General features: G+C 68.9%; 22 protein-coding genes. 10 read left to right on the top strand and 12 right to left on the bottom strand.

The annotated features are described in order from the left end of the window. Positions 1-4: 4 nt before the first annotated feature. Complete coding sequence (locus ACW18C_RS13080) at positions 5-1,300, bottom strand: dicarboxylate/amino acid:cation symporter (protein ID WP_492071320.1); 1,296 nt, start codon at positions 1,298-1,300, stop codon at positions 5-7. Between the two features lie 125 nt (positions 1,301-1,425). Here ACW18C_RS13080 and ACW18C_RS13085 point away from each other — a divergent pair, with 125 nt between their 5' ends. The 6 genes from ACW18C_RS13085 to ACW18C_RS13110 all read left to right on the top strand — a co-directional run bounded on the left by ACW18C_RS13085 (position 1,426) and on the right by ACW18C_RS13110 (position 4,632). Further along, positions 1,426-1,626 carry a hypothetical protein gene (locus tag ACW18C_RS13085; protein WP_008264128.1) on the top strand — a complete coding sequence of 67 codons (201 nt, stop codon included), beginning with the start codon at positions 1,426-1,428 and terminating at the stop codon, positions 1,624-1,626. Between the two features lie 56 nt (positions 1,627-1,682). Further along, positions 1,683-2,348: a glutathione S-transferase family protein gene (locus tag ACW18C_RS13090; RefSeq protein ID WP_426024861.1), complete on the top strand. Its 666-nt coding sequence runs from the start codon at positions 1,683-1,685 to the stop codon at positions 2,346-2,348. A gap of 53 nt (positions 2,349-2,401) precedes the next feature. Next, positions 2,402-2,602: a hypothetical protein gene (locus tag ACW18C_RS13095; protein ID WP_008259424.1), complete on the top strand. Its 201-nt coding sequence runs from the start codon at positions 2,402-2,404 to the stop codon at positions 2,600-2,602. Positions 2,603-2,748: 146 nt separating this feature from the next. After that, positions 2,749-3,222: a transcription elongation factor GreA gene (gene greA, locus ACW18C_RS13100; RefSeq protein ID WP_008260399.1), complete on the top strand. Its 474-nt coding sequence runs from the start codon at positions 2,749-2,751 to the stop codon at positions 3,220-3,222. Positions 3,223-3,226: 4 nt separating this feature from the next. After that, positions 3,227-3,649 carry a VOC family protein gene (locus ACW18C_RS13105; protein ID WP_492071323.1) on the top strand — a complete coding sequence of 141 codons (423 nt, stop codon included), beginning with the start codon at positions 3,227-3,229 and terminating at the stop codon, positions 3,647-3,649. After that, a complete protein-coding gene (locus ACW18C_RS13110) occupies positions 3,646-4,632 on the top strand; it encodes a mitochondrial fission ELM1 family protein (protein ID WP_492071325.1) in 987 nt (328 codons plus the stop codon). Before ACW18C_RS13105 ends, ACW18C_RS13110 begins: the two co-directional genes overlap by 4 nt. Before the next feature lie 152 nt (positions 4,633-4,784). Here ACW18C_RS13110 and ACW18C_RS13115 read toward each other — a convergent pair whose 3' ends face one another. Further along, the gene (locus tag ACW18C_RS13115) at positions 4,785-5,051 is read right to left on the bottom strand and encodes a glycine zipper domain-containing protein (protein ID WP_492071327.1); all 267 of its coding nucleotides are present in this window, start codon (positions 5,049-5,051) and stop codon (positions 4,785-4,787) included. Positions 5,052-5,121: 70 nt separating this feature from the next. Here ACW18C_RS13115 and trxB point away from each other — a divergent pair, with 70 nt between their 5' ends. After that, positions 5,122-6,129 (top strand): thioredoxin-disulfide reductase, encoded by a 1,008-nt coding sequence (trxB, locus tag ACW18C_RS13120; RefSeq protein WP_492071329.1) that lies wholly within the window; start codon positions 5,122-5,124, stop codon positions 6,127-6,129. A 45-nt stretch (positions 6,130-6,174) separates the two neighbouring features. Here trxB and ACW18C_RS13125 read toward each other — a convergent pair whose 3' ends face one another. The 4 genes from ACW18C_RS13125 to ACW18C_RS13140 all read right to left on the bottom strand — a co-directional run bounded on the left by ACW18C_RS13125 (position 6,175) and on the right by ACW18C_RS13140 (position 10,356). Next, positions 6,175-6,582: a response regulator gene (locus ACW18C_RS13125; protein ID WP_492071331.1), complete on the bottom strand. Its 408-nt coding sequence runs from the start codon at positions 6,580-6,582 to the stop codon at positions 6,175-6,177. A 69-nt stretch (positions 6,583-6,651) separates the two neighbouring features. Continuing rightward, entirely contained in the window at positions 6,652-8,628 is a 1,977-nt protein-coding gene (locus ACW18C_RS13130; protein ID WP_492071333.1) for a PAS domain-containing protein, read from the bottom strand. A 49-nt stretch (positions 8,629-8,677) separates the two neighbouring features. Further along, on the bottom strand, positions 8,678-9,775 hold the full coding sequence (locus ACW18C_RS13135) for a cell wall hydrolase (RefSeq protein WP_492071335.1): 1,098 nt from the start codon (positions 9,773-9,775) through the stop codon (positions 8,678-8,680). 101 nt (positions 9,776-9,876) lie between these two features. Next, the gene (locus ACW18C_RS13140) at positions 9,877-10,356 is read right to left on the bottom strand and encodes a Dps family protein (protein ID WP_035310050.1); all 480 of its coding nucleotides are present in this window, start codon (positions 10,354-10,356) and stop codon (positions 9,877-9,879) included. 134 nt (positions 10,357-10,490) lie between these two features. Here ACW18C_RS13140 and ACW18C_RS13145 point away from each other — a divergent pair, with 134 nt between their 5' ends. Next, positions 10,491-14,228: a PAS domain S-box protein gene (locus tag ACW18C_RS13145; protein ID WP_492071337.1), complete on the top strand. Its 3,738-nt coding sequence runs from the start codon at positions 10,491-10,493 to the stop codon at positions 14,226-14,228. Between the two features lie 87 nt (positions 14,229-14,315). Here the strand turns inward: ACW18C_RS13145 and ACW18C_RS13150 are convergent, their stop codons facing one another. Then, positions 14,316-14,672: a DUF6481 family protein gene (locus tag ACW18C_RS13150; protein WP_008263506.1), complete on the bottom strand. Its 357-nt coding sequence runs from the start codon at positions 14,670-14,672 to the stop codon at positions 14,316-14,318. A 232-nt stretch (positions 14,673-14,904) separates the two neighbouring features. Continuing rightward, the gene (locus ACW18C_RS13155; protein ID WP_492071339.1) at positions 14,905-15,090 is read right to left on the bottom strand and encodes a hypothetical protein; all 186 of its coding nucleotides are present in this window, start codon (positions 15,088-15,090) and stop codon (positions 14,905-14,907) included. A gap of 444 nt (positions 15,091-15,534) precedes the next feature. On the opposite strand from ACW18C_RS13155, the gene ACW18C_RS13160 reads away from it, so the two are divergent. Next, positions 15,535-16,707 (top strand): cell wall hydrolase, encoded by a 1,173-nt coding sequence (locus ACW18C_RS13160; protein ID WP_492071341.1) that lies wholly within the window; start codon positions 15,535-15,537, stop codon positions 16,705-16,707. Positions 16,708-16,753: 46 nt separating this feature from the next. On the opposite strand, the gene nadC is transcribed toward ACW18C_RS13160, so the two are convergent. From nadC to nadA, 4 genes are read right to left on the bottom strand one after another with little or no spacing between them, the layout of a single operon-like run. Next, positions 16,754-17,614, bottom strand: coding sequence for a carboxylating nicotinate-nucleotide diphosphorylase (gene nadC / locus ACW18C_RS13165; RefSeq protein WP_492071343.1), 861 nt, complete (start codon positions 17,612-17,614; stop codon positions 16,754-16,756). Beyond that, positions 17,611-19,143 carry an L-aspartate oxidase gene (locus ACW18C_RS13170; RefSeq protein WP_492071345.1) on the bottom strand — a complete coding sequence of 511 codons (1,533 nt, stop codon included), beginning with the start codon at positions 19,141-19,143 and terminating at the stop codon, positions 17,611-17,613. Before ACW18C_RS13170 ends, nadC begins: the two co-directional genes overlap by 4 nt. After that, a complete protein-coding gene (locus ACW18C_RS13175; protein WP_492071347.1) occupies positions 19,143-20,033 on the bottom strand; it encodes a metalloprotease in 891 nt (296 codons plus the stop codon). Before ACW18C_RS13175 ends, ACW18C_RS13170 begins: the two co-directional genes overlap by 1 nt. Positions 20,034-20,055: 22 nt before the next feature. Continuing rightward, positions 20,056-21,135, bottom strand: a complete 1,080-nt coding sequence (gene nadA, locus ACW18C_RS13180) for a quinolinate synthase NadA (RefSeq protein WP_492071349.1) — start codon at positions 21,133-21,135, stop codon at positions 20,056-20,058. Between the two features lie 208 nt (positions 21,136-21,343). Between nadA and ilvA the strand changes: the two genes are divergently transcribed. Continuing rightward, entirely contained in the window at positions 21,344-22,858 is a 1,515-nt protein-coding gene (ilvA, locus tag ACW18C_RS13185; RefSeq protein ID WP_492071351.1) for a threonine ammonia-lyase, biosynthetic, read from the top strand. Positions 22,859-22,884 lie beyond the last annotated feature (26 nt).

A 22,884-nucleotide genomic window follows, 5' to 3' on the forward strand; every position in this document is an offset into this window, starting at 1 on the left:
CGGATTAGGCGGCTTCTGCCGCCTCTTCTTCCCCGTCCTCGCCCGCCACGATCCGCGTCGCCGCCAGGTCGCCGGTGACGTTGCCGACGGTGCGGAAGATGTCGGGGATGACCTCGACCGCCAGCAGCAGGGGCAATACCCCCAGCGGCAGGCCCATGGCCAGGCAGATGGGGCCGACGCTGGCGAAGAAGCTGACCTGGCCCGGCAGGCCGACCGAGGCGATAGACACGGCTATGGCCGTCAGCCCGCCTGCGATCAGGGCGGTCAGGCTCAGCTCCACCCCGTTCAGCTGGGCGACATACAGACAGACGGCCAGATTGGCGACCGGGCTGGTGATGCGGAACACCGCCACCGCCAGCGGCAGGACCAGACCCGCCGAGGTCTGGGGCACGCCCAGCCAGTCGCGCGCCCGCTCGATCATCACCGGCAGGCTGGCCAGCGACGACTGGGTCGAGACCGCCACCACCTGGGCCGGGGCAACGGCGCGCGCGAACCGGCCCAGCGAGATCCGCCCCCAGACCGTCGCCACGACATAGATGAGCAGGATCAGGCCGATCTGGCTCAGGCAGACGATGGCGACATAATGGGCCAGGGTGCCCGCCACCCCCAGGCCCGCTCTCAGGCCCACGCCCAGCGCCAGGGCGAACACCCCGAACGGCGCGGCCAGCAGCACCCAGTGGACGATCACCACCAGGGTCTCGGCCACCGCCTCAAAGAAGCCCGCCAGGGGGCGACGCAGCTCGGCCTTGATCCGGGTCGCGGCGAAGCCGAAGGCCAGGGCGAAGACCACCACGGCCAGCACCCCGTCGTCCGCCGCCGCCTTGATCAGATTGGCCGGCGCCAGACTGGCCAGGAAGGCGCGCAACCCGTCGGTCCGCGCCGCCTCGCCTACCGTCGCCAGCGAGTCCGCCGGAACCCCGGCCAACAGGGCCCGCCCCGCCTCCGGATCGATGGGCCACAAGGCCAGCAGCCCCAGGCCCGCCAAGATCGCATAGACCGTCGCCCCGACCAGCAGCAGGCCGAACACCGTCAACGCCCGCACCGCGATCCGCCCCGTCGCCGCCGCGTCGGCGATGGAGACGATGCCCGTCACCAGCAGGCTGAACACCAGGGGGATGACGGTCATCCGCAGGGCGTTCAACCACACCTGGCCCAGGCTCTCGACCACGCCCAGCGCGCCGGTCAGCCAGGGGGCGTCAGTCTCCTGCGCCAGGGCGCCGACGACGACGCCGGCGGCCAGGGCCGCGATGACGAAAAAGCTCAGCGAGGTGAAGAAGGCGGCGACGCGAGATCTGTTCATGACGCACGGCTAGCATCGCTTTCGCCGTCGCGCGCGCCAAACCTTCTGTGATCGGCCTTCAGTTCATGTCGTCGCAGGTCGAAACGCGCCGCCGGCCGAGGCGTTGAGCCGACGAAGGAGATTCCATGTCCCGTCTGCACAAACTCGTTCCCCTGCTCGGCGGCCTGCTGCTGTCCCGGGGCGGCCGCCGCGTCGCCGGGCGTCACGCCGGCAAGCTGGCCCTGGCCACCCTGGCCTATGAGGTCTGGCGCAACCGACGCGAGGGCGCCCGCCCCAAGGTCCGCCCCGGCCCCCGTCCGCGCTGGAGCGGCCGCTCCCCGCGATAGGCCTCGACTTCCGGCCTCACGATGGGGATAGTCGAACCCGTTCGAACGGAGCCTCCATGATCAAAGTCCATCATCTGAACGACAGCCGTTCTCAGCGCGTGCTGTGGCTGCTGGAAGAACTGGGCCTGGACTATGAGGTGGTCCGTTACGAACGGGACGCGACCAGCCGGCTTGCGCCCCCGGAACTGCTGGCCATCCATCCGCTCGGCAAGTCGCCCGTGATCCAGGACGACGGCGTCACGGTCGCCGAGACCGGCGCCGTGGTCGAGTATCTGCTGGACACCTATGGCGAGGGCCGCCTGCGCCCGGCCGCCGGTTCCGAGGACGCCCGACGCTTCACCTATTGGCTCCACTACGCCGAGGGTTCCGCCATGCCGCCCCTGCTGCTGAAGCTGGTGTTCTCCATGCTGCCGCGGCGCGCGCCCGGCCTCGTCCGACCCTTGGTCAAGAGCATAGCCGCCAAGGCCCTGACCGGTTTCGTCGATCCGCAGCTGCGGGCCCACGTCGGCTTCTGGGAGGACGAACTGGGACGGTCGGAGTGGTTCGCAGGCGACCAGTTCACCGCCGCCGACATCATGATGAGCTTCCCGGTGGAGGCCGGCGCCGACCGGGCCTTCGACCCGGCGACCAAACCCCGACTGAGGGCCTTCCTCGACAAGATCCACGCCCGCCCGGCCTATCGCCGCGCACTGGAACGGGGCGGGGCCTACAGCTACGCCTGAGGCGAAGACACGGCTCGGACGCAACCCGGCGACGTCACGGGCGTTAAGAGCCCATGCAGTTTCGAACCATTCAGATCGTAGCGGGCCTGACGGCGGCGGTAGCCTTCGTTCTGGCCTTCATGGCCGCCGGCGCCGCCCTCGTGTCCGGCCTCTTCATGCTGGCCGGTCTCGCGGCGGTCGCCTGGCTAGCCTACAGCCTGATCAAGGGCGTCGTGCACCGCGACGACAAGTCCGAACCGCCGGCCCGCGCCTGACGCCTCCATCGATAACGGGGCTCGCTCTTGAAATCCTGAACGAGAAACCCTAATATTGATGCCCGGCCGCGCCCGCCCCGCGGCCTTTTGTGTGCCTACTCCGCGTCTTTCCAGTCTCCGGGCGAACCAGAAAAATCACGACACCAATGGAAAAAGTGCCGATGACGGCCGAGGGCTACCGTGTCCTCGACGATCAACTGAAGCAATTGAAGTCGGTCGAAAGGCCGAGCGTCATTGCGGCCATCTCTGAGGCCCGCGAGCATGGCGACCTGTCCGAAAACGCCGAATACCATGCCGCCAAGGAGCGTCAGGGCTGGATCGAAGGCCAGATCGCCGAGATCGAGGACAAGATCAGCCGCGCCCAGGTCATTGACGTGTCGAAACTGTCGGGCAGCCAGGTCAAATTCGGCGCCACGGTCACCGTGGTCGACGAGGACACCGAGGACGAGGCCCGGTACCAGATCGTCGGCGAACACGAAGCCGACGTGAAAAAGGGCAAGGTCTCGATCGCCTCGCCCATCGCGCGCGCCATGATCTCCAAGGAGGTCGGCGACGTGGTCGAGGTCAACACCCCCGGCGGCGTCAAGGCCTACGAAATCCTCAAGGTCGAGTGGAAGTAAGATCGTGACCGACGCCGCAGGAACACGCCCGCCTCTGGTGTCGCATGTTTCTGTGGGCGTCTCCGATCTTGAGAAGGCGGGCGCCTTTTATGACGCCGCGCTCGGCGCGTTGGGGATCGGCAGGGTCATGGACCATGTCATGGGCATGGCCTACGGCCGCGCCTTTCCCGAATTCTGGGCCTCCATCCCCCATGATCGCCAGCCATGCTCCGCAGGCAATGGCGTGCATGTCTGTTTCGCCGCATCCGATCGGGACGCTGTTGATCGTTTCCACGCCCAGGGCCTGGCGGCCGGCGGCCGCGATGACGGCGCCCCCGGGTTCCGGCCCGACTACGCGCCGGGCTATTATGCCGCCTTCCTGCGCGACCCTGACGGAAACAAGCTCGAGGCCATGACATGGGTCAGGCCGGCGTTGATCGACGCGTGACCGCCCCCTCGTCTTCCCGCGTCCTGACCATCTGGGTCGTCTCGGACGGCCGCGCCGGGATCGAGAACCAGGCCCTGGGCCTCGCCGAGGCGGTGGAACGCCTGACCCCGGCCGAGATCGCCGTCAAACACATCCGCTGGCGCCCCCTGTTCGACCGCTTGCCGTCGGCCTTCAAGACCCCGGCCATGCTGGCGCCGACGTCCGACCCGCTGACGACGCCCTGGCCCGATCTGTGGATCGCCACCGGCCGCGCCACCCTGCCGCTCTCGACCCGCGTCAAGGCCTGGAGCCAGGGCCGCACCTTCGTGGTCCAGACCCAGGACCCGCGCTGGTCGAACGCCAGCTACGACATGATCGTCGCCCCCGCACACGACGGCCTGTCGGGCGACAATGTCTTCGAGATCACCGGCTCGCCCCACCGCATCACGCCCGCGCGGATCGCCCAGGCCGCGCCGGCCTTCGCGGACCGGATCGCCCCCCTGCCCCATCCCCGTGTCGCGGTGCTGATCGGCGGCAGATCCAAGGCCTTCGACCTGACCGAGGCCCATGCGGCGGACCTGGCCGACCAGATCGCGGACGCCGTCCGCGCATCCGGGGGATCGCTGATGCTGACCTTCTCGCGCCGCACGCCCGAGGCCGCCAGGGCCGTCATGACCGCGCGCCTGTCCGACCTGCCGGGCTGGATCTGGGACGGGACCGGCGACAATCCCCTGTTCGGCTTCCTGCATTTCGCCGACCATATCCTGGTCACCGAGGACAGCGCCAACATGGCCGCCGAGGCCGCCTCGACCGGAAAGCCCGTCCACGTCCTGCCCATGATCCCGCTGAAGTCCGGCGACAAGTTCGCCCGGCTGCACGACGACCTGGCCGAACGCGGCGCCACCCGTCCGTTCGACGGAACGCTGGACGGCTGGACCTACGACCCCCTGGCCGAAACCGAGCGCGCGGCGCGGGCTGTGCTGGAAGCGATGGCGACACGCTAAGCCCAACTACGTTCCGCTCATCCCGGCGAAAGCCGGGACCCAGAGCTTTGGGCGTTTAGATGTGAGGCGGACTCACCGCCTTTGGTCCAGCGCAGTGCCGAGCGAAAGAACTGGGTCCCGGCTTTCGCCGGGATGAGCGGAATAGGGGCTTGTTAGTCCCCGCCTCCTCCGTCGCCACCACCGTCGGAACCCCCGTCATGCTCGTGGCGATGCGTGTCCCCGCCATCCGGGATCACCGTCCCGCCACCATCCGAACCGTCGCTCTTCTTTGACTTGGCTTTCGCGCTGGAGGCCACACCCAGCCCGGCGCCGATGGCCACGCCGATAGGCAGCCACAGACCCAGGTTGTCCGTCGCCACACCAATGGCCACCCCTAAGCCCAAGCCTATCGGCAGAAACGTCGCATTCATATCGCCCATCCCCGTCTCCCTTTGCACCCGAGGCGAGACTAGCATCGCGCAAACGGGAATCAGCGCCTAAATAGGCGTCATGACCCAAGCTCGTACCGTCCGCGTCGCCATCATCGGTTCCGGCCCCGCCGGCTGGACCGCCGCCATCTACGCCGCCCGCGCCTCGCTGAACCCCGTCGTCATCGCCGGTATCCAGCCCGGCGGCCAGCTGACCATCACCACCGACGTCGAGAACTATCCCGGCTTCGCCGAGACCATCCAGGGTCCGTGGCTGATGGAGCAGATGCAGGCCCAAGCCTTGCACGTCGGCACGGAAGTCATCCACGACATCGTCGTCTCCGCCGACCTTTCGCAGCGTCCGTTCCGGCTGAAGCTGGACGGCGGCGACGAGATCCTGGCCGAGACCGTCATCATCTCCACCGGCGCCCAGGCCAAATGGCTGGGTCTGGAGTCAGAGGCCGCCTACCAGGGCTTCGGCGTCTCGGCCTGCGCCACCTGCGACGGCTTCTTCTACCGCGGCAAGGAAGTCGTGGTCGTCGGCGGCGGCAACACCGCCGTGGAAGAGGCGCTGTTCCTGACCAATTTCGCCGCCAAGGTCACGGTGGTCCACCGCCGTGAGGAGTTCCGCGCCGAGAAGATCCTGCAGGACCGCCTGTTCGCCAATCCAAAGGTCGAGGTGATCTGGAACTCGGCGATCGAGGAGATCGTCGGCGTCGTCGACGGCATGGCCAAGAACGTCACCGGCGTGCGGCTGAAGAACGTCCAGGACGGCTCGACCAAGGAAATCCCGGCGGACGGCGTCTTCATCGCCATCGGCCACGCCCCGTCGTCGGAACTGTTCAAGGGCCAGCTCGAAACCAACTCGGGCGGCTATCTGCGGGTCAAGCCGGGCACGGCCGCGACGGCCATCGAGGGCGTCTGGGCTGCGGGCGATGTGACCGACGACATCTATCGCCAGGCCGTCACCGCCGCCGGCATGGGCTGTATGGCCGCGCTGGAGGTCAGCCGTTTCCTGGCCGAGGAAGACCACGCCAAGGCTCACAATCCGATCAGCCACAAGGAAGCGGAAAAGATCGGGGTCTGGTGAACGCCTGCCGCCCGGCCGTCTGAAACCTCAGGGGCCGGGAGGACGTCAAACGAACAGTTGCAGGCCCGGCGGCGCGTATTCCACCGGCTCGCCGTGTCTGCAGCGAAGGGCGTAGTCGATCGCCGTCTGGACGCATCGCTCGTCGGTCGGCTTCGACAGGACGCCCATGGCGCCGGCCACGCCGTCGCGCACCATGCCGGGATTGGCCGTCATGAACAAGACGGTCACGCCCATGTCCTGACCCAGTTCCCGACCCAGACTGATGCCGGTGGGTCCGTCGGACAGGTGGATATCGACGAGGGCCAGATCCACATCGATCTCTCGCGCCATGTCGCGCGCGCCCTTCGCCGTCGCGGCCACGCCGACGACCTCATGACCCAGATCCTCCAGAACGAAGCGCAGTTCCATCGCGACCAGGGCTTCGTCTTCGATGATGAGGATACGCGCGGTCATGGATACTGAACTTGTGTGCGGGAACGAACACAACGCAGATGGACGGGATCGGTTTCAGGCCAAGGCGATCTAATGCGACTTTTCGGCAGCCCTGCGACGGGAAAGCGCCGTGGCCGGCAAATCCACTAGGATTCGAAGGCCTTCGGGACGCCAATCCCGAACCAGCCGCCCGCCCAGTTGGCCTTCGACGGACAGCGAGGCCAGGGACGATCCGAATCCCGTTCGTGTCGGCGCCTCTGACACAGGGGGGCCGCCGGTTTCGATCCAGGTCAGGATGAACCGGTCCTCTTCCCGCCGCGTCGCCAGATCCACCCGCCCCCCGGTCCGGGACAGGGCCCCGTACTTGGCGGCGTTGGTCGCCAGTTCATGGAACAGCAGGGCCACCGACGTCGCCGCCTGATCGTCGAAAACCGCGTCGTCGCCCGCGAGATGGACCCGGGCCGCGCCTGCGTCATCGGCATAGGCCTGGAACAGGTCCGACAGGAAGGCGTGCAGCGTATTGGCGCCGACTGTCGGCTGCGACGTCTCGGTGTGCGGCCGCACGAACTCGTGGGCGCGCGCCAGGGCCGTGATCCGCGTCCGCAAGGAGGCGGCGAACGCCCGCGCCTCCGGATACTGCCGCGCCGACAGGGCCACCAGGGCCGTGATGACGGCGAAGATGTTCTTGATGCGGTGGCTCAGCTCCTGACTGATCAGTTCCCGCCCCTGCTCCAGCCGCTTCAGCTCATCGATGTCGGTGCAGGTGCCGAACCAGCGGCTGATCTCGCCGTCCGGGTTCCGCACGGCCGCCGCCCGCCCCAGGGTCCAGCGATAGACGCCGGAATGGTGTTTCAGCCGGTATTCGATCTCATAGGGTTCGCCGGTCGCCAGGCATCGCCTCCAGCGCTCCATCGCTCTCGGCTGGTCCTCGGGATGGAACATGTCGGTCCAGCCCTCGCCGTCGGTCGATCCGGCGGGCACGCCGGTGAACTCGTACCAGCGCGCATTGTAATAATCGTGGAAGCCGTCCGGTCGCGTCGACCATACCATCTGCGGCATGGCGTCCGCCAGGACCCGAAACTGGGCCTCGCTGGCGCTGAGCCGCGCGGCGATGGCCTCCAGCTCGGCGTCCGCCTGTTTCCGGTCGGTGATATCCACGACGACGCCCGAAAACCGCACGGGCGCGCCGGTCGGATCGAAATAGACCTGGCCGCGGGCCACGATCCAGCGCGCCTGGCCCTGGGCGTCGCGCACCCGGTACTCGCTATGGAAACGACCTTCCCCCGACATTGCGGCCTGAATCTCCGCCTGGACCCGCGCTTCGTCCTGGGGATCCACGGATCGGGTGAAGTCGGCGATCGGCGCGCCCGCGCGGGCCACGACGGGATCGACGCCGTACATGGCCGCAAACCGTTCGTCGGCGACGACCCGGTCCGCCACGATGTCCCAGTCCCATGCGCCGACATAGTTCGACGCCTGCAACGCCCGGCGGGTGGTGTCCTCGCTTTCCTCACGCTGGCGCAGGACGCGGCGCAGCTCCAGTTGGGACATGACCTGGTCGGCCAGGGTCTGCAGCGCCATCTGCTGCAGATCGGTCAGTCCCTCGGGACGCGCCTTGGTGTCGAGCACGCACAGGGCGCCCAGCGGCACGCCGTCCTGCGTCTTCAACAGCCGCCCGGCGTAGAAACGCAAATGGGGTTCGCCCGTCACCAGGGGATTGGCGGCGAAGCGCGGGTCCAGGGACGCGTCGCGCACCACCATTCCGTCCGCCTGCAACAGCGTATGGGCGCAGAAGGAGGTGGCCAGAGGCGTCTCGCGCACGCCCAGCCCTGCCTCGGCCTTGAACCACTGGCGGTCTGCATCGATCAGATTGACCACGGCGATGGGCGCCTCGCAGATCCGCGCGATCAGGGCGACGATGTCGTCGAAGGCGGCCTCCCGGTCGGTGTCCAGGACCCCGTAGTCCCGAAGGATCGCCAGGCGCTTGGACTCGTCCCACCGCGGACTGTCTTTATCGGCGTGGGTCAAGCAGGCGTCCTCGCTGGGCCGGTGGTTCCGGTCGATCATGTGAATGCTCTGACCCCGCGAAGTGTTTCAATGTGCGAGGCGGCTCGTCTCAGGACGCCGGTCGGCCGACCTCCTCGACCGGCATGTCCGCCACGCCTTCGGGCGCGACCGCGACGGCTGCAGCGGGCTGTTCCAGCGTCCGCAGCCGGGCGTTTATGGCGACGACTTCCTCCTGGGTCGGCAGGCGACGGCCGCCCAGACTGACCACGCCGACGACGCGTTGCTGGCCGTTGATCTCGACGGTCTTGATCGGCGCATCCCCGCCCGGCGCCGCCACAGTGTCCGGATCGGCGCCGCCGGTCGCCTGACCGGGCTGGACGCCCGGCCGCGGCCGCGAGAACCGCGCCTCGTCGATCATCGGCTCATGGCCCTTGTAGACGGTGCGGAAGGCGGCGGTTTCGCCGTACAGGCCCTTCCAGCGATAGAAGACATGCACGCCGATCTTGTTGACCCGGGCCACCGACGGCGACCACCAGGGGTTCACATAGTCGGCGTGGTAATGGGTGGCGGTCCCGACCTGCTGGGCGACCGCGCCGTTCAGCGCCTTCTCCGCCACCTTGCGCGCCCGCTCCCAGGCCCAGGCGACCGGCGCCTGGGACAGGGATCCGTCGCAGGTGAAGCTGAACTGACAGCCCGTGGTCCGCTCGGCGCCCTCGAACACAACGCCGCAAATGGTGTTGGCGTAGTTGGGATCGCGCACCCGGTTCAGCACCACCTGGGCCACGCCGGCCTGACCGGCGTCCGGCTCCAGCGCCGCTTCGAAATAGACGGCCTGGGTCAGGCATCGCAGGGCGCGGCGCCGATCCTCGGCGCTGCCCTTGAAGACGAAGGACCGGGCGGGACGCAGGGCGCCGGTCGCCAGGATCGCCCCGTCGGTGGAATAGGCCGCGGGCTGCAGCAGGCTCGGGTCATGACGCTGGGCCAGGGCCAGTTGCGAAGGCGTCAGACGCCCCTTCACGGCGTCCAGGCCGTGAGCGCTCATGTCCCCGCCGGTGATCCGGGCCACGGCCTCGGCCGTCCGGTCGGCGTCGGGACGCACGCTAGACCCGGCGGCCATGGCGACGCCCAGCACCGCGCCGGCCGCAGGCAAGGCCGCCGCCGAGCGCTTCAGCGCCGTCCAGATCATCTTCCAGTGGGCCAGTGTCATTCAAATCCAGAAAGGAGACGACGCTCCGGGAGCCGGAGCGTCATCGTCGTCAGCCCTATGCGCGGACTTCGGGGCGGTTTTCGGGCGCCCGCAGACCGATGTTATCGGCCGCCGAGCGTGGAGCGCAGCATCCAGGCGAACTTTTCGTGCGAGCCCAGGCGCTGGGTCAGCAGATCGACGGTCACGTCGTCCCCGTCGCCGTCGGCCACGTCCAGAGCCGCCCGCATGGTGGCGATCAGGGTCTCGTGGTCGCGCATCAGCTCACGCAGCATCTCGGGCGCGTCCTTTTCCGGATCGCCGTCGCGGATGCTGGTCAGATTGGCGAAGGTGCCATAGCCCTGAGGCGCGAACTCGCCCAGCGCCCGGATACGTTCGGCGATGTCGTCCAGCGCCTCCCACTGGTCGCGATACTGCTGCTCCAGCAGATTGTGCAGGGCGAAGAACTCCGGCCCCCGCACGTTCCAGTGATAGCCGTGGGTCTTCAGATAGACGGCGTAGGCGTCGGCGAGAACGCGTGTCAGCTGTTGGGCGACGTCGCCACGCTCGGTCTGGGACAGGCCGGTGTCGATCGTGTCAGTCATGTTGCGCTCCATGGGTTGATTGACTTTACGCCGGACCGGGTCCGGTCGAATATGGCTGTCAGGAACGCGAAGCGCGAGCGAGCGTTGCATGAACAAGCGTCACTTTAGAACGACGCGTCGGGAGCGGGCGAAGCATGGACCCAGCCGTGGTCTTCAGGCGACTTCGGGACGCCGACGGAGGTCTGCTGGCGCTCGCGCGGCTCAAGCCGGGTTCGGTCTGGACCCGGATTTTCATCGGACTGATCGGGGCCGGCGCCGCCCTGTTGCTGCGCGCAGCCGGAGCGGCCTTCTACGGCGAAATCACCGGCTTCATGATCCTTCTGCCCGGCGTCATCCTGGCGGCCCTGGCGGGGGGCCGGCTTTCGGGCGCCACGGCGCTGGCGGCATGCCTGATCGGGGGCTGGTCCCTGGTGATCGTCAGCAGCGGCTCGAAGCCGGGGATGCCCCCCGGTCTCAGCGTCGTGGCGACCTTCAACTTCATCGTGGTCGGCCTGTTCTGCGCCTGGATGGGCGCCTGCCTGCGCGGCGCGCTGGCGCAGCTGGACGCGGTCGTCTCGGCGCTGTCCCTGTCCAACGCGCGCATCGACGAGACCGAAGGACGGTTGCAGATCGTCAGCGAACTGGCCCCCGTCATGCTCTGGATGACCGACGAGACCGGCCGCGTCATCCATCTGAACAACGACCAGCGCCTGTTCTGGGGCGGGCTGGACGATCCCAGCGATTTCGACGCCGACGCCTTCCTTCACCCGGACGACCGGGACCACGTGCTGTCCGTCTGCCGTCAGGCTGATCGGGACCATGTCGCCTATGTCGTCGAGGGGCGTCACCGTCGCCACGACGGCGAATGGCGCGTCCTGCGCAGCGAGGCCCGGCCTCGTCTGAACGCCGACGGCCGCTTCATGGGCATGATCGGGGTCAACATCGACGTCACCGAGGCCCGCGCCGCCGAGGCCGCCCTGCGCGACAGCGAAACCCGGTTCCGTCTTCTGGCGGACACGGCCCCCTCGCCCATCTGGCTGACGGATGTCGATGGGGCGGTCGAGTTCGCCAATATCGCCCTGACCGACTTCTACGGCGGCACGGCCGCCTCCCTGAGCGGCCACGGCTGGAAACAGACCATCCATCCCGATGATCAGCCGCAGGTCGAGGCCGCCCAGGCCGGCGCCCGGCCTGATCTTCGCCCCTATGGGTTCGAGGCTCGGTTCCGGCGTCACGACGGGGCGTGGCGCTGGATGCGCGTCGCCGTGGAGCCGCGCTTTGACAAGGCCGGGGTCTTTCTCGGCTACGCCGGCATCTCCTTCGACACCACCGAGAACCGGGAGGCGCTCGAAACCGCCGCCCGCGCGGAACGGCAGCAGGCTTTCCTGCTGGCCCTCAGCGACCGGCTGCGCGACCTGTCCGACCCCGGTCTCATCATGAGCGAGGTCGAGGCGTCGATCGGACGTCTGATCGCAGCCGACCGCGTCGGCTATGGCGAGATCGATCCCGACAGCGGCCTCATCTCGGTGACCGGCCAGTGGGCCGCCGACGACGGGGCCGTTCGGGACAGGATCAGCCTTGACGCCTTTGGCGAGGGCCTGATCGCCGACCTGGCCCAGGGCCGCACCGTCCGGATCGACGACGTGTACGAGGATCCGCGCACCGCCGACGTCGCGAGCGCGTTCGACGCCATCGGCACTCGCGCCCTGATCCGCGCGCCCCTGATCCGCGCAGGCCGTCTGCGCGCCTTCCTGTTCGCCCACGCCTCTGGTCCCCGTCGATGGACCGAGGCCGAGGCGCGCCTTCTGGAGGAAGTCGCCGCCCGCACCTGGACCGAGGTCGAGCGCGCCCGCGCCGAGACCCAGACCCGCGAGAGCGAGGAACGGTTCCGGGCCATCGCCGATACGGCGCCGGTGCTGATCTGGGTCACGGATCAGGATCGCCAGCGCTCCTTCGTCAACCAGGCCTATGTCGACTTCTTCGGCGCCGACTATGAATCGGCGCGGGCCGCAGACTGGCGTTCGTCCCTCCATCCCGACGACGTCGCCCGCATCGTCCAGGAATCGGCCGACGGCGAGGCGACCGGCCAGCCCTTTTCCATGGAGGCCCGCTATCGTCGCCATGACGGCGAATGGCGCTGGCTCAAGTCCTTTTCGCGTCCCCGCCTGACGGGACAGGCGGTGGTCGGTTTCGTCGGCGTCGCCTTCGACGTCACCGACATGCGCGAGGCCCAGGCGCGGCTGACTGAATCGGAAGTCCGCTTCCGCACGGTCGCCGACAGCGCCCCGGCCCTGATCTGGATGACGGACGCCACGCCGTCGATCATCTTCGGCAACAAGCGCTATCGCATCTTCTGCGGCATCCGCTCCAATCGGCAGTTGGCCGACGCCTGGCGGCGCCTGATCCATCCCGACGACGAAACGGTCTTCGACGCCGCCTTCGCCCGCGCCTTCCAGGCCCGCGACAGATTCGAGGCGCTCAGCCGGGTCAATCATCCCACCCTGGGCCTGCGATGGATCCGCACCGAGGGCGTGCCGCGCTTCGACGCCTCGGGCGTCTTCCAGGGCTATGTCGGCGCCAGCCTGGACGTCACCGACGCCAAACGGGCCGAGGACGACCTGAAACGCATCAATGAGCTGCTCGAGGACCGGGTGGCCGAGGCCCTGACGGAAAAGGCCGCCGCCGAGGCCCACCTGATGCATGCCCAGCGGATGGAGGCCGTGGGCCGGCTGACCGGAGGCGTGGCCCACGACTTCAACAATCTGCTGACGGTCGTCATCGGGGCCCTGGACATCATCCTCCGCTCGGACGACCCGGCCAAGAAGAAGAAACTGGGCGAGGCCGCCCTGGCCGCCGCTCGGCGCGGCGAGAGCCTGACCCACCAGTTGCTGGCCTTCTCGCGCCGCCAGGCCCTGCGCCCAGAAGCCATCGACCTGAACGGCCTGATCCGCGAGGGCGAACCCCTGCTGCGTCGCGCCGTCGGCGAGGCGGTCGACTTCAAGGTCAAGCTGAAGCGCGGGGGCGTCCGCGCGAACGTGGACCCGGCCCAGTTCGAGGCCGCCCTGCTGAATCTGATCGTCAACGCCCGCGACGCCCTGGGCGACGTCACCGGCGGCCCTATGCGCGACGGCGCCCCAATGGGCGCGCCCCCGGCCGCGCAGGTCCGCGAGGGAGCGAGGATCACCGTCCAGACGATGACCTGTTCGGTCGAACCCGGTCAGGTCGCCGAACTGGCGCCCGGCGACTATGTCTGCGTGTCGGTGTCGGACAACGGATCCGGCATGCCGGCCGAGGTCATCGACCGCGTCTTCGAACCCTTCTTCACGACCAAGCCCGTCGGCAAGGGCACGGGACTGGGGCTCAGCCAGGTCTATGGCTTCGCACGCCAGTCGGGCGGCGGGGTCCATATCGCCTCCACGGTCGGGCGCGGGTCCGAAATCCGTCTCTATCTGCCGCCCCTCCAGCCCCAGGAGACCGCGGCCCCCGCCCCCGTTCCCGTCAGCGCGGACGTCGCCTTCGCCAAGGGCGGCCGGATGCTCCTGGTCGAGGACGACGCCAGCGTGGCGGCCGTGGCTCTGGATCTTCTGGAGAGTTTCGGTCTCGAAGTGGTGCTGGCCGAAAGCGGTCCCGACGCGCTCAAGGCGCTACAGGCGGCGCGCTTCGACATCATGCTGACCGACATCGTCATGCCGGGCGGCATGAGCGGCGTCGATCTGGCCCGGCAGGCGGCCCGAGACTGGCCGGACATGCGCATCGCCCTGACCTCGGGCTATGTCGGCGACGACGTGGACCAGGTGCTGGCCGACACCCCCTGGCCCTTCCTGCGCAAACCCTATTCGACGGAACAGTTGCGCAGCATCATCGACGGCCGCGCCAGCCTTCCTGCTGAATAGGTCCGTCCGCCCAATAGGGCGGCCAAAGAAAAACGCGCCGCAGAAACCCGCGACGCGTCGATCCTTCAGTGCAGGGCCTTGAGCGACCTAGCGACGCGCCTTGCGGGCGGCGTAGCGGGCGTCGCGCTTGGCCTTCTGCTCTTCCTTGGTCAGTTGCTTGCGCGCCTTGCGGTCGGCGCGCTTCTCGGCCTCGAGAGCTTCCTGGGCTTCGAGATCGGCGGCCATGCGGGCGGCGTCCTTCTCGGCCTTTTCACGGCGCTGCTCGGCCTTGGCCAGCTCGTGCTGCTGGCGCAGGGCCTCCTTTTCGGCGGCGCGCTTTTCAGCCAGGCGTTCGAATTCAGGGTCGGGGGCGGCGGCCTTCGGCTTGAATTTGGCGAGCAGGGCCTTTTTGGCCTCCTGCTGGGCGGTAATGCGGTCGGAAAATCCGGTCTTCAGATCTTTCATGCGAAAGCGTCAGGGTTCCTTGTGAACAGCCAGGGGCGGCTATCGGGGATCAGGCGGCGACGAAAAAACGCACGGCCAGAAGCGGGCCGCACAAAGCCGATACGCGCGCCAAAAGCAAGGTTCACCGCAGCGAAATCGGACGGACGCACGATTTGACGCGCATATGCCGCGCATCGCCCGTCCAGTGATGCAGATAGGTCGCGCCCCTGCCGAAACAAGGGCGCGGCGCGTTCTAGTTGGGTTTCTGGGCCTGGCCGACGACGGCCCCGGCGGCGCCGCCGACAGCCGCGCCGACCGGTCCGCCGACGACAGCGCCGGCCACCGCGCCGCTCGCCGCCTTCTGTTCGATCGTGGTGCCGCAGGCGGTCAGGGCCAGGGTCGCGGCGGCGACAGCCGCCATCACAAGGGGTCTCGACATGGGGCTTCTCTCCAAAGGTCACGCTTCAACGCGACCGCAACGCACAGGTTCCCTTCCCAGCGTCAAGTCGCGAATACGGCCCCTGATCGCAAAATGAACAGAACCCGGCAGCCGCTTTAGCTGATATCGCAGGCTGTCACATTTGCGAATGAAGACCTACTGCAATACAATACAGTATTCGTCGTCACGACTGTCACATTTCGGCCCGGATTGTCATTCCCCCCGTCCGATACAGTGAAAATACCTAATCGTTTCGACGCCTTAACCGCAGGCTTGCGAATCAGCCACATTCAGGTCACAAACTTCGCTATATAGGCCCGTCCTCGACGCCGGGCAGCATGAGCCGTGCGTTGACCGCAGTTGGAACGCGACCGTCAGAGTCGCCCAGCAGGCGAGACTACCCCGGGGGCAGCGTTTCTCGCCCTGCTGAACAGGACTAACTCGTTGTCGCATTCCTCTCAGACGCGCGCCGCGTCGCGCGCCGATCGTGTGGCGAAGATCAAGCCCATGACGGCTGCAGCGGCCTTTGGCGGTCTGGTGGGACTGGCGATCGGCGGCGCCTATCTGGGCGGAACCCTGGCGCAGGCGAATACGCTGCGCGCCCAGGCCGAACGGATTCACGGCGCCACCGCCGCCGGCTTTACCGAAGAAGCGCTCTCGGCCGCCGCCGGGGGCCTGGACGCCAGCGCGCTCTCGATCGCACGCCGACACGATCCCTACACCAGCGCGGGCGCCGCCCAGCGCGACCGCCAGGCGGAACTCCTGGCCGCCCGCCTCGACCAGTTGAACGACAACCGCGATCCGAACCTGCGTCGCGCCAATCTGACCACGCCGGTCGGCGCCCGGCCGTTCCGCATGGCCAACGCCCTGGACGCCAGCCGCGATCTCGATTGCCTGACCCAGGTCGTCTATTACGAAGCCCGCGGCGAAGGCCGCGACGGCATGAAGGCCGTGGCCCAGGTGGTCCTGAACCGCGTCCGCCACCCCGCCTTCCCCAAGACCATCTGCGGGGTCGTCTATCAGGGCGCCGCGCGCCGCACCGGCTGCCAGTTCTCGTTCACCTGCAACGGCGCGATGCGCGGTCGCGTCAACTCGGGGGCCTGGAACCGCGCCAAGAGCATCGCCTCGGGCGCCCTGTCGGGATCGGTCTATTCGGCCGTCGGCAACGCCACCCATTTCCACACCACCGGCGTCTCGCCGGTCTGGCGCAACTCGCTGATCCGGGTGAATCAGGTCGGCAGCCACCTCTTCTATCGTTTCGGCGGACGTTCGGGCGCCAGCGGGGCCTTCACCTACGCGGCGCGTCCCTCGACCGCGGGCGACCAGCCCCGTCTGATCCAGGCCGGGCTCGATCCGGTCGAGGCCGCCCGCCAGGCCGGACAGGCCGTGGCCTATTCCCTGGTCCTGGCCCAGGAGGGCCTGTCCGCGCCCGAGCCGGCAGCCCCCGCCCCTCAGCCGCGCCCGCAAGCCCAGCCGCAACCGGAAGCCGCCTCGCGCGCCCAGCCGTCGCCCCAGCCGGCCGCCCAGACCGCCGCCGCCCGCACGAGCCGCCCTGCGGTCACGTCGGCCAAGACCGCCGCAAAGGCCGAGGCCACGGACGTCTCCAACCCGGTCTGATCCATGGACGGGAGCGGCTTCGAGGGGCCGCTCCCGCTCTAAAGGCTCAAAGCGCGTCCAGACCGATGTCCAGCACGGGCGCGGAATGGGTCAGGGCCCCGACCGAGATCACATCCACCCCGGTCTCGGCGATGCCCCACACGGTCGTCAGATCGACCCCGCCTGAGGCTTCCAGCGTCAGCCGCCCCGCGACCCTCGCCACGGCGGTCCACAGGTCGTCCAGGCTGAAGTTGTCCAGCATGACCACGTCCGGCGCCGCTCCCTCGGCGATCAGGCCCAGCACCGCCTCCAGCTGATCCAGCCCGTCCACCTCGACCTCGACCTTCATCAGATGGGGCGCAAAGGCCCTGGCCCGGCGGACCGCCTCGGCCACCCCGCCGCACACGGCCACATGGTTGTCCTTGATCAGAATGGCGTCATCCAGGCCGAAGCGATGGTTGATCCCCCCGCCGCACGCCACCGCGTGTTTCTCCAGCGCCCGCAGGCCCGGCGTGGTCTTGCGCGTATCCGCGATCCGCGCCTTGGTCCCGGCGACCGCCCGAACATAGGCCCGCGTCAGGGTCGCCACGCCCGACAACCGCCCGACCAGGTTCAGCGCCGTCCGCTCGGCCGACAGAAAGGCCCGCGCCTCGGCCTCGACCACCGCCAGCACCGCCCCGGCCTCGAAGGCGTCGCCGTCCTCGAGCCGCAGATCGACCGACGCCTGCGGGTCCATCGCCAGCACCGCCAGCCGCACACAGTCGATCCCCGCCAGGACGCCGGGCCTGCGCGCCACGAATCCTGCCTTCATCCGGGCGTCTGCGGGAATACAGGCCATGGCCGTCACATCGCCCGCCCGGCCCAGATCCTCGGCCAGGGCCATCCGCACGACCGGCTCGATCAGAACATCCGGCAAGGACCGGCTCATGCGGCGGGCTCCAGCACGGCCGGACGCATCGCCGGGCGCACATTCCGCACCCGCGTATGGTCCGCCACAGCCGCCGTCTGCGGATAATCCGAGCGATAGTGGCCGCCCCGGCTCTCACGCCGATCCAGCGCCGCCTGCACGACCAGACGCGCCGCCTCCAGCGCCGCCGCCGAGCCATACTGCGCCTCCAGCCGGTCGATCAGGGCGATCAGGCCCGACAGGCCCGCTTCATCCCGCACCACCCCCGCATGAGCCGTCATCGCGGTTCTCAGTTCGGACATCGCCGCCTCAGGCAGGTCCGGCGTGACCTCGACCGGCAATGGCCGTCCGCCGCCGGTCTCCAGCGCCGCCGCCCGTCCCGCGCGCCGCCCGAAGGTCGCCGCCTCAAGCAGGGAGTTTGACGCCAGCCGGTTCGCCCCATGCACGCCCGTCGCGGCGCATTCCCCGACCGCATACAGGCCCGCCACCGTGGTGCGCCCGTCGGCGTCGGCGGCGATCCCGCCCATATGATAATGGCAGGCCGCCATCACCGGGATCGGACTGAGGCGCGGGTCCAGGCCGCTGCGCATACAGGCGGCGAACACGGCCGGAAACTCGTGCGGGAAGGCCTCGCCGATGGCCGCGCGCGCATCCAGATAGGCGCCCCGCCCCTCCATCCGCGCGGCATGGACCGCCCGCGCCACCACGTCGCGCGCCTTCAGGTCCGCGTCCGGCGCCTCGCCCAGCAGGAACCGGCCCTCGCCGTCGATCAGCCGCGCACCCTCGCCCCGCAAGGCTTCGGTCGCCAGGGGCGCAGGATCCAGACCCACGTCGATGGCGGTGGGGTGAAACTGCACGAACTCGGGATCCAGGATCTCCGCCCCCGCCCGCGCCGCCAGCGCCAGGCCTTCACCCTTCAGCGCCGCCGGCGTCGTGGTGGCCGCGAACAGACCGCCCGCCCCGCCGGTGGCCAGCACTACCGCCGTCGCCGTGATCTCGACCAGACGCCCGCCCGGCCCGCGCGCCGCCACCGCCCCGACCACCCGGCCGTCGGCGTCCAGCAACAGGGCCTTCAGCCGCGCGTCTTCCCAGACCGTGATCCGCTTTTCCGCCCGCACGGCCGCCACCACGGCCGACAGGATGGCCCGCCCGGCTCCGTCGCCGCCGACCCGCGCCACCCGCGCCACCGAATGGGCGGCCTCCAGACTGACCACGAAGCCGCCGTCCGCGTCCCGGTCGAACGGCGCGCCCAGGGCCGCCAGCCATTCCACCGTCTCGCGCCCGGCATCGGTCAGGGCCCGCGTCGCCATCGGCTCGACCAGACCCGCGCCCGCCGCCTCGGTGTCCTTCGCGTGCAGTTCCGGCGAATCCACAGCCGTCAGGGCCGCCGCCATCCCGCCCTGCGCCCAGGCGGACGAACAGGCGTTCAACAGGGGCTCCGGCGTCAGCACCAGAACCTCAGCCCCCGCCCGCGCCGCGTCCAGCGCGGCCGACAGGCCCGCCAGACCGGCGCCGACGACCAAGGGCCCGTCATGTCGCGTTCGGTTCATCAGCGCACTCCAAGAGAGTTCAGGCCCAGGCTCACCGCCCCGACCGGATCGCCCCCGACCATGGGCAGCAATGCGCCCAGGGCCGCCGCCGCGCAGACGGCCAGGGTCAGCAGGTACAGGACCAGGCTCTTGCCCGCCTCGGGCCAGCTCAGCGTGCCCCAGGCCGCGCGCCAGACGCCGCGCTTCAAGTGGGCGAAGACCGACAGGGCCAGGAAGGCGGCCAGGATGAACCGTCCGGTGGACAGTCCCCACCAGACCACGGCCACGCCGATGACCAGCAGCACGATCTGCTCCAGCCGCGGATGCACCCGCGTCAGCACCGGCCCCAGGGCTCTGGACCCGTCCAGCGGCGGCGCCGGGACCAGGTTCACCAGGTTCAGCATGGCGATGAAGAAGGCGCCCATCAGCCATTCGCCCTGCCCGGTCGCCATCCACACCCCGACAAACGGGATCATGGCCAACAGACCGAACGCCGGGCCCGCCAGCGAAACCAGCACCCCGTCCCATTCGCTCTTCGGCTCCCGCCGCGCCTTGGCCAGCCCGCCCAGGAAGGGAATGATGTAAATCCGCGCCGGCCCCATCCCCATCCGGTTCATCGCCAGGGCGTGCCCCGCCTCATGGACGAACAGGCCGATCAGCACGGCGCCCGCCACAATGGCGCTGCCGGTGATCCACCACAGGAAGCCGCCCATCAGGGCCGTGGACAGCAGGGCCCAGACCAGGCTCTGATCCTTCTCGACCGGAATCTCGGCCGGGGCTGCGGGGGCGGCGCGCACGGCCGGGTCCTCGGGCTTGGGATCCCAGGGGCCGGGGATGCGATCGGGCGTGCGGTTCGGGGTGTCGATATTGCTCATGGCGTCCAGATGGGCGCAGCAGCCGGTCCCGACCACGGGACCGATCGCCGCGTCTCGCTCAGATCAGCTCCACATCGACGTGATGCCGCGCCTTGACCAGGTCGTAGCGCGCCGGAACGGCGGGCGGCGGCAGGTCGATCATCCGCTGCACCGCCAGCCGTCCGCGTTCGATCATGTCGGCCGGAACCGTCACCTCGAACTGCATGTGCAGCAGGCAGTCGCGGATGTTCTGCAGCGTGATCCGCTTCATGTGCGGGCACAGGTTGCACGGGCCGATGAACTGCACGCCCGGCACGTCGCCGGCGACGTTCGAGGCCATCGAACATTCGGTGATCATCACCACCTGTTTGGGCCGACGCGCCTCGACATAGTCGGTCATGGCCGCCGTCGAACCGGCGAAGTCCGCCGCCGCCAGCACGTCTTCGGGGCATTCGGGGTGGGCCAGAATTTCCGCGCCCGGATAGGCGGCGCGCATCTCGGCGATGTCGTCCGCCGTGAACCGTTCATGCACCTCGCAGCGGCCCTTCCAGGCGATGATCCCGACCGTCGTCTGGGCCGCGACATTGCGCGCCAGATATTCGTCGGGGATCAGGATGACCCGGTCCACGCCCCATTCCTTGGCCGCCCATTCCACCACCTGGACGGCGTTGGCGCTGGTGCAGCAGATGTCTGTCTCGGCCTTCACTTCGGCCGTGGTGTTCACATAGGTCACGACCGGCAGGCCCGGATAGCGTTGCTTGATCAGCCGCACATCCGCCCCCGTGATCGACGAGGCCAGCGAGCATCCCGCCCGCAGATCGGGGATCAGCACCGTCTTTTCCGGGCTCAGGATCTTCGAGGTCTCGGCCATGAAGTGCACGCCCGCCTGGACGATCACCTTCGCATCCGACCGCGCGGCCTCCTTGGCCAGGCCCAGGCTGTCGCCGACATAGTCGCCGACCCCGTGGAAGATCTCGGGCGTCATATAGTTGTGGGCCAGGATCACCGCGTCGCGCTCGCGCTTCAGCCGGTTGATCTCGCTGATCAGCCGCGCCTGTTCGGGCCACTCCAGCGGCGTGACATGGTCCTTGACCTTCGCCCACACCCCGGCGGTCTCCCGCTCCAGTTCCTTCGTCAGACCAAAGGCGCCGTCCGCCATGAGCCTCTCCTCTCGACCCTTATGCTCAAAGTTAGCATAAGCACATCCAATGTAGGCCGATGGGGGCCGCGCGCAAGAGAAATCATCGCGTCCCCGCCAAGCACGGGAGACTCGCCGTCTTGAGCGCACGAACCTTTCACAAATGGGGCAAAATCGCCTAGACGAACGGCGACTTCATTTCCTCACCCACGCCTCGACCGACATTTTGATGCAAGACACCATCCGCCGCATCCTCACCGCCCGCGTCTATGACGTGGCGGAGGAGACCCCGCTTGATCCGCTGCGCCGCCTGTCGGCGCGGCTGGACCGGCCCGTGCTGCTGAAGCGCGAAGACCTACAGCCGGTGTTTTCGTTCAAGATTCGCGGCGCCTACAACAAGATCGCCGGCCTGTCGCAGGCCGAGCTGTCCAAGGGCGTGATCTGCGCCTCCGCCGGCAATCACGCCCAGGGCGTGGCCCTGGCCGCCGCCCGCCGCAACATCCCGGCGACCATCGTCATGCCGACCACCACCCCCGGCATCAAGGTCGCCGCCGTCCGCGCCCTGGGCGGCGAGGTGGTCCTGCACGGCGACAGTTTTGACGAGGCCTACGCCCACGCCCGCCATCTGGAAAGCCAGACCGGGGCCGCCTTCATCCACCCCTTCGACGACCCCGAGGTCATCGCCGGCCAGGGGACGGTGGGGCTTGAGATCGCCCGCCAGCACGCCGACCCCATCGAGGCCGTCTTCGTGCCCATCGGCGGCGGCGGCCTGGCCGCCGGCGTCGCGTCCATCATCAAATTCCTGCGCCCCGACACCCGCGTCATTGGCGTGGAGCCGGTCGACGCCCCCACCATGAAGGCCGCCATCGACGCCGGCGAGGTCGTGACCCTGAACGAGGTCGGCCTGTTCGCCGACGGGGTCGCCGTGCGCCGCGCGGGGACCGAGACCTTCCGCCTGTGCAAGGACCTGCTGGACGAGATCGTCCTGGTGGACACCGACGCCATCTGCGCCGCCATCAAGGACATCTTCGACGACAGCCGGGCCATCGCCGAACCCTCGGGCGCCGTGGCGCTTGCGGGCCTCAAGGCCTGGGCGGCCGCCCATCCCGGCGCGGGCACGCTGATTGCAATCAACTCGGGCGCCAACCTCAACTTCGACCGGCTGCGCCATGTCGCCGAACGGGCCGAGATCGGCGAGGGCGCCGAGGCCCTGCTGGCCGTGGCGATGAAGGACGACCGCGACGACTACCGCCGCTTCCTCGACAGTCTCGACGGCCGCTCGGTGACCGAGTTCAACTATCGCTGGTCCGGCGACGGCCACGCCCAGATCTTCGTCGGCGTCGCCCTGCGGAACGGCCCGCACGAGCGCGACGACCTGATCGCGACCCTCCGTTCCGGCGGCTACGCCGTCGAGGACATGAGCGACAACGAGACCGCCAAACTGCACGTCCGCTACATGGTCGGCGGCCGCACCGTCGGCCTGCCCCACGAACGGATCCTGCGCTTCCAGTTCCCCGAACGGCCCGGCGCCTTCCTGCGCTTCCTCAACAGCCTCCAGCCCGCCTGGGCCCTGACCCTGTTCCACTATCGCAATCATGGCGACGACGTCGGCCGGGTGCTGGCCGGCGTCAGCGTCCCCCCCGAAGAACAGGCCCAACTGTCCGCCGCCCTCGCCGACCTGGGCTACCCCTATGTCGACGAAACCGCCAACCCCGCCTGCCGCCTGTTCCTCGACGGCGCCTGATCCATGAAAAAAGGGGGCGACCGTCG

This window comes from Brevundimonas sp. FV1ye7S, from assembly GCF_058680995.1.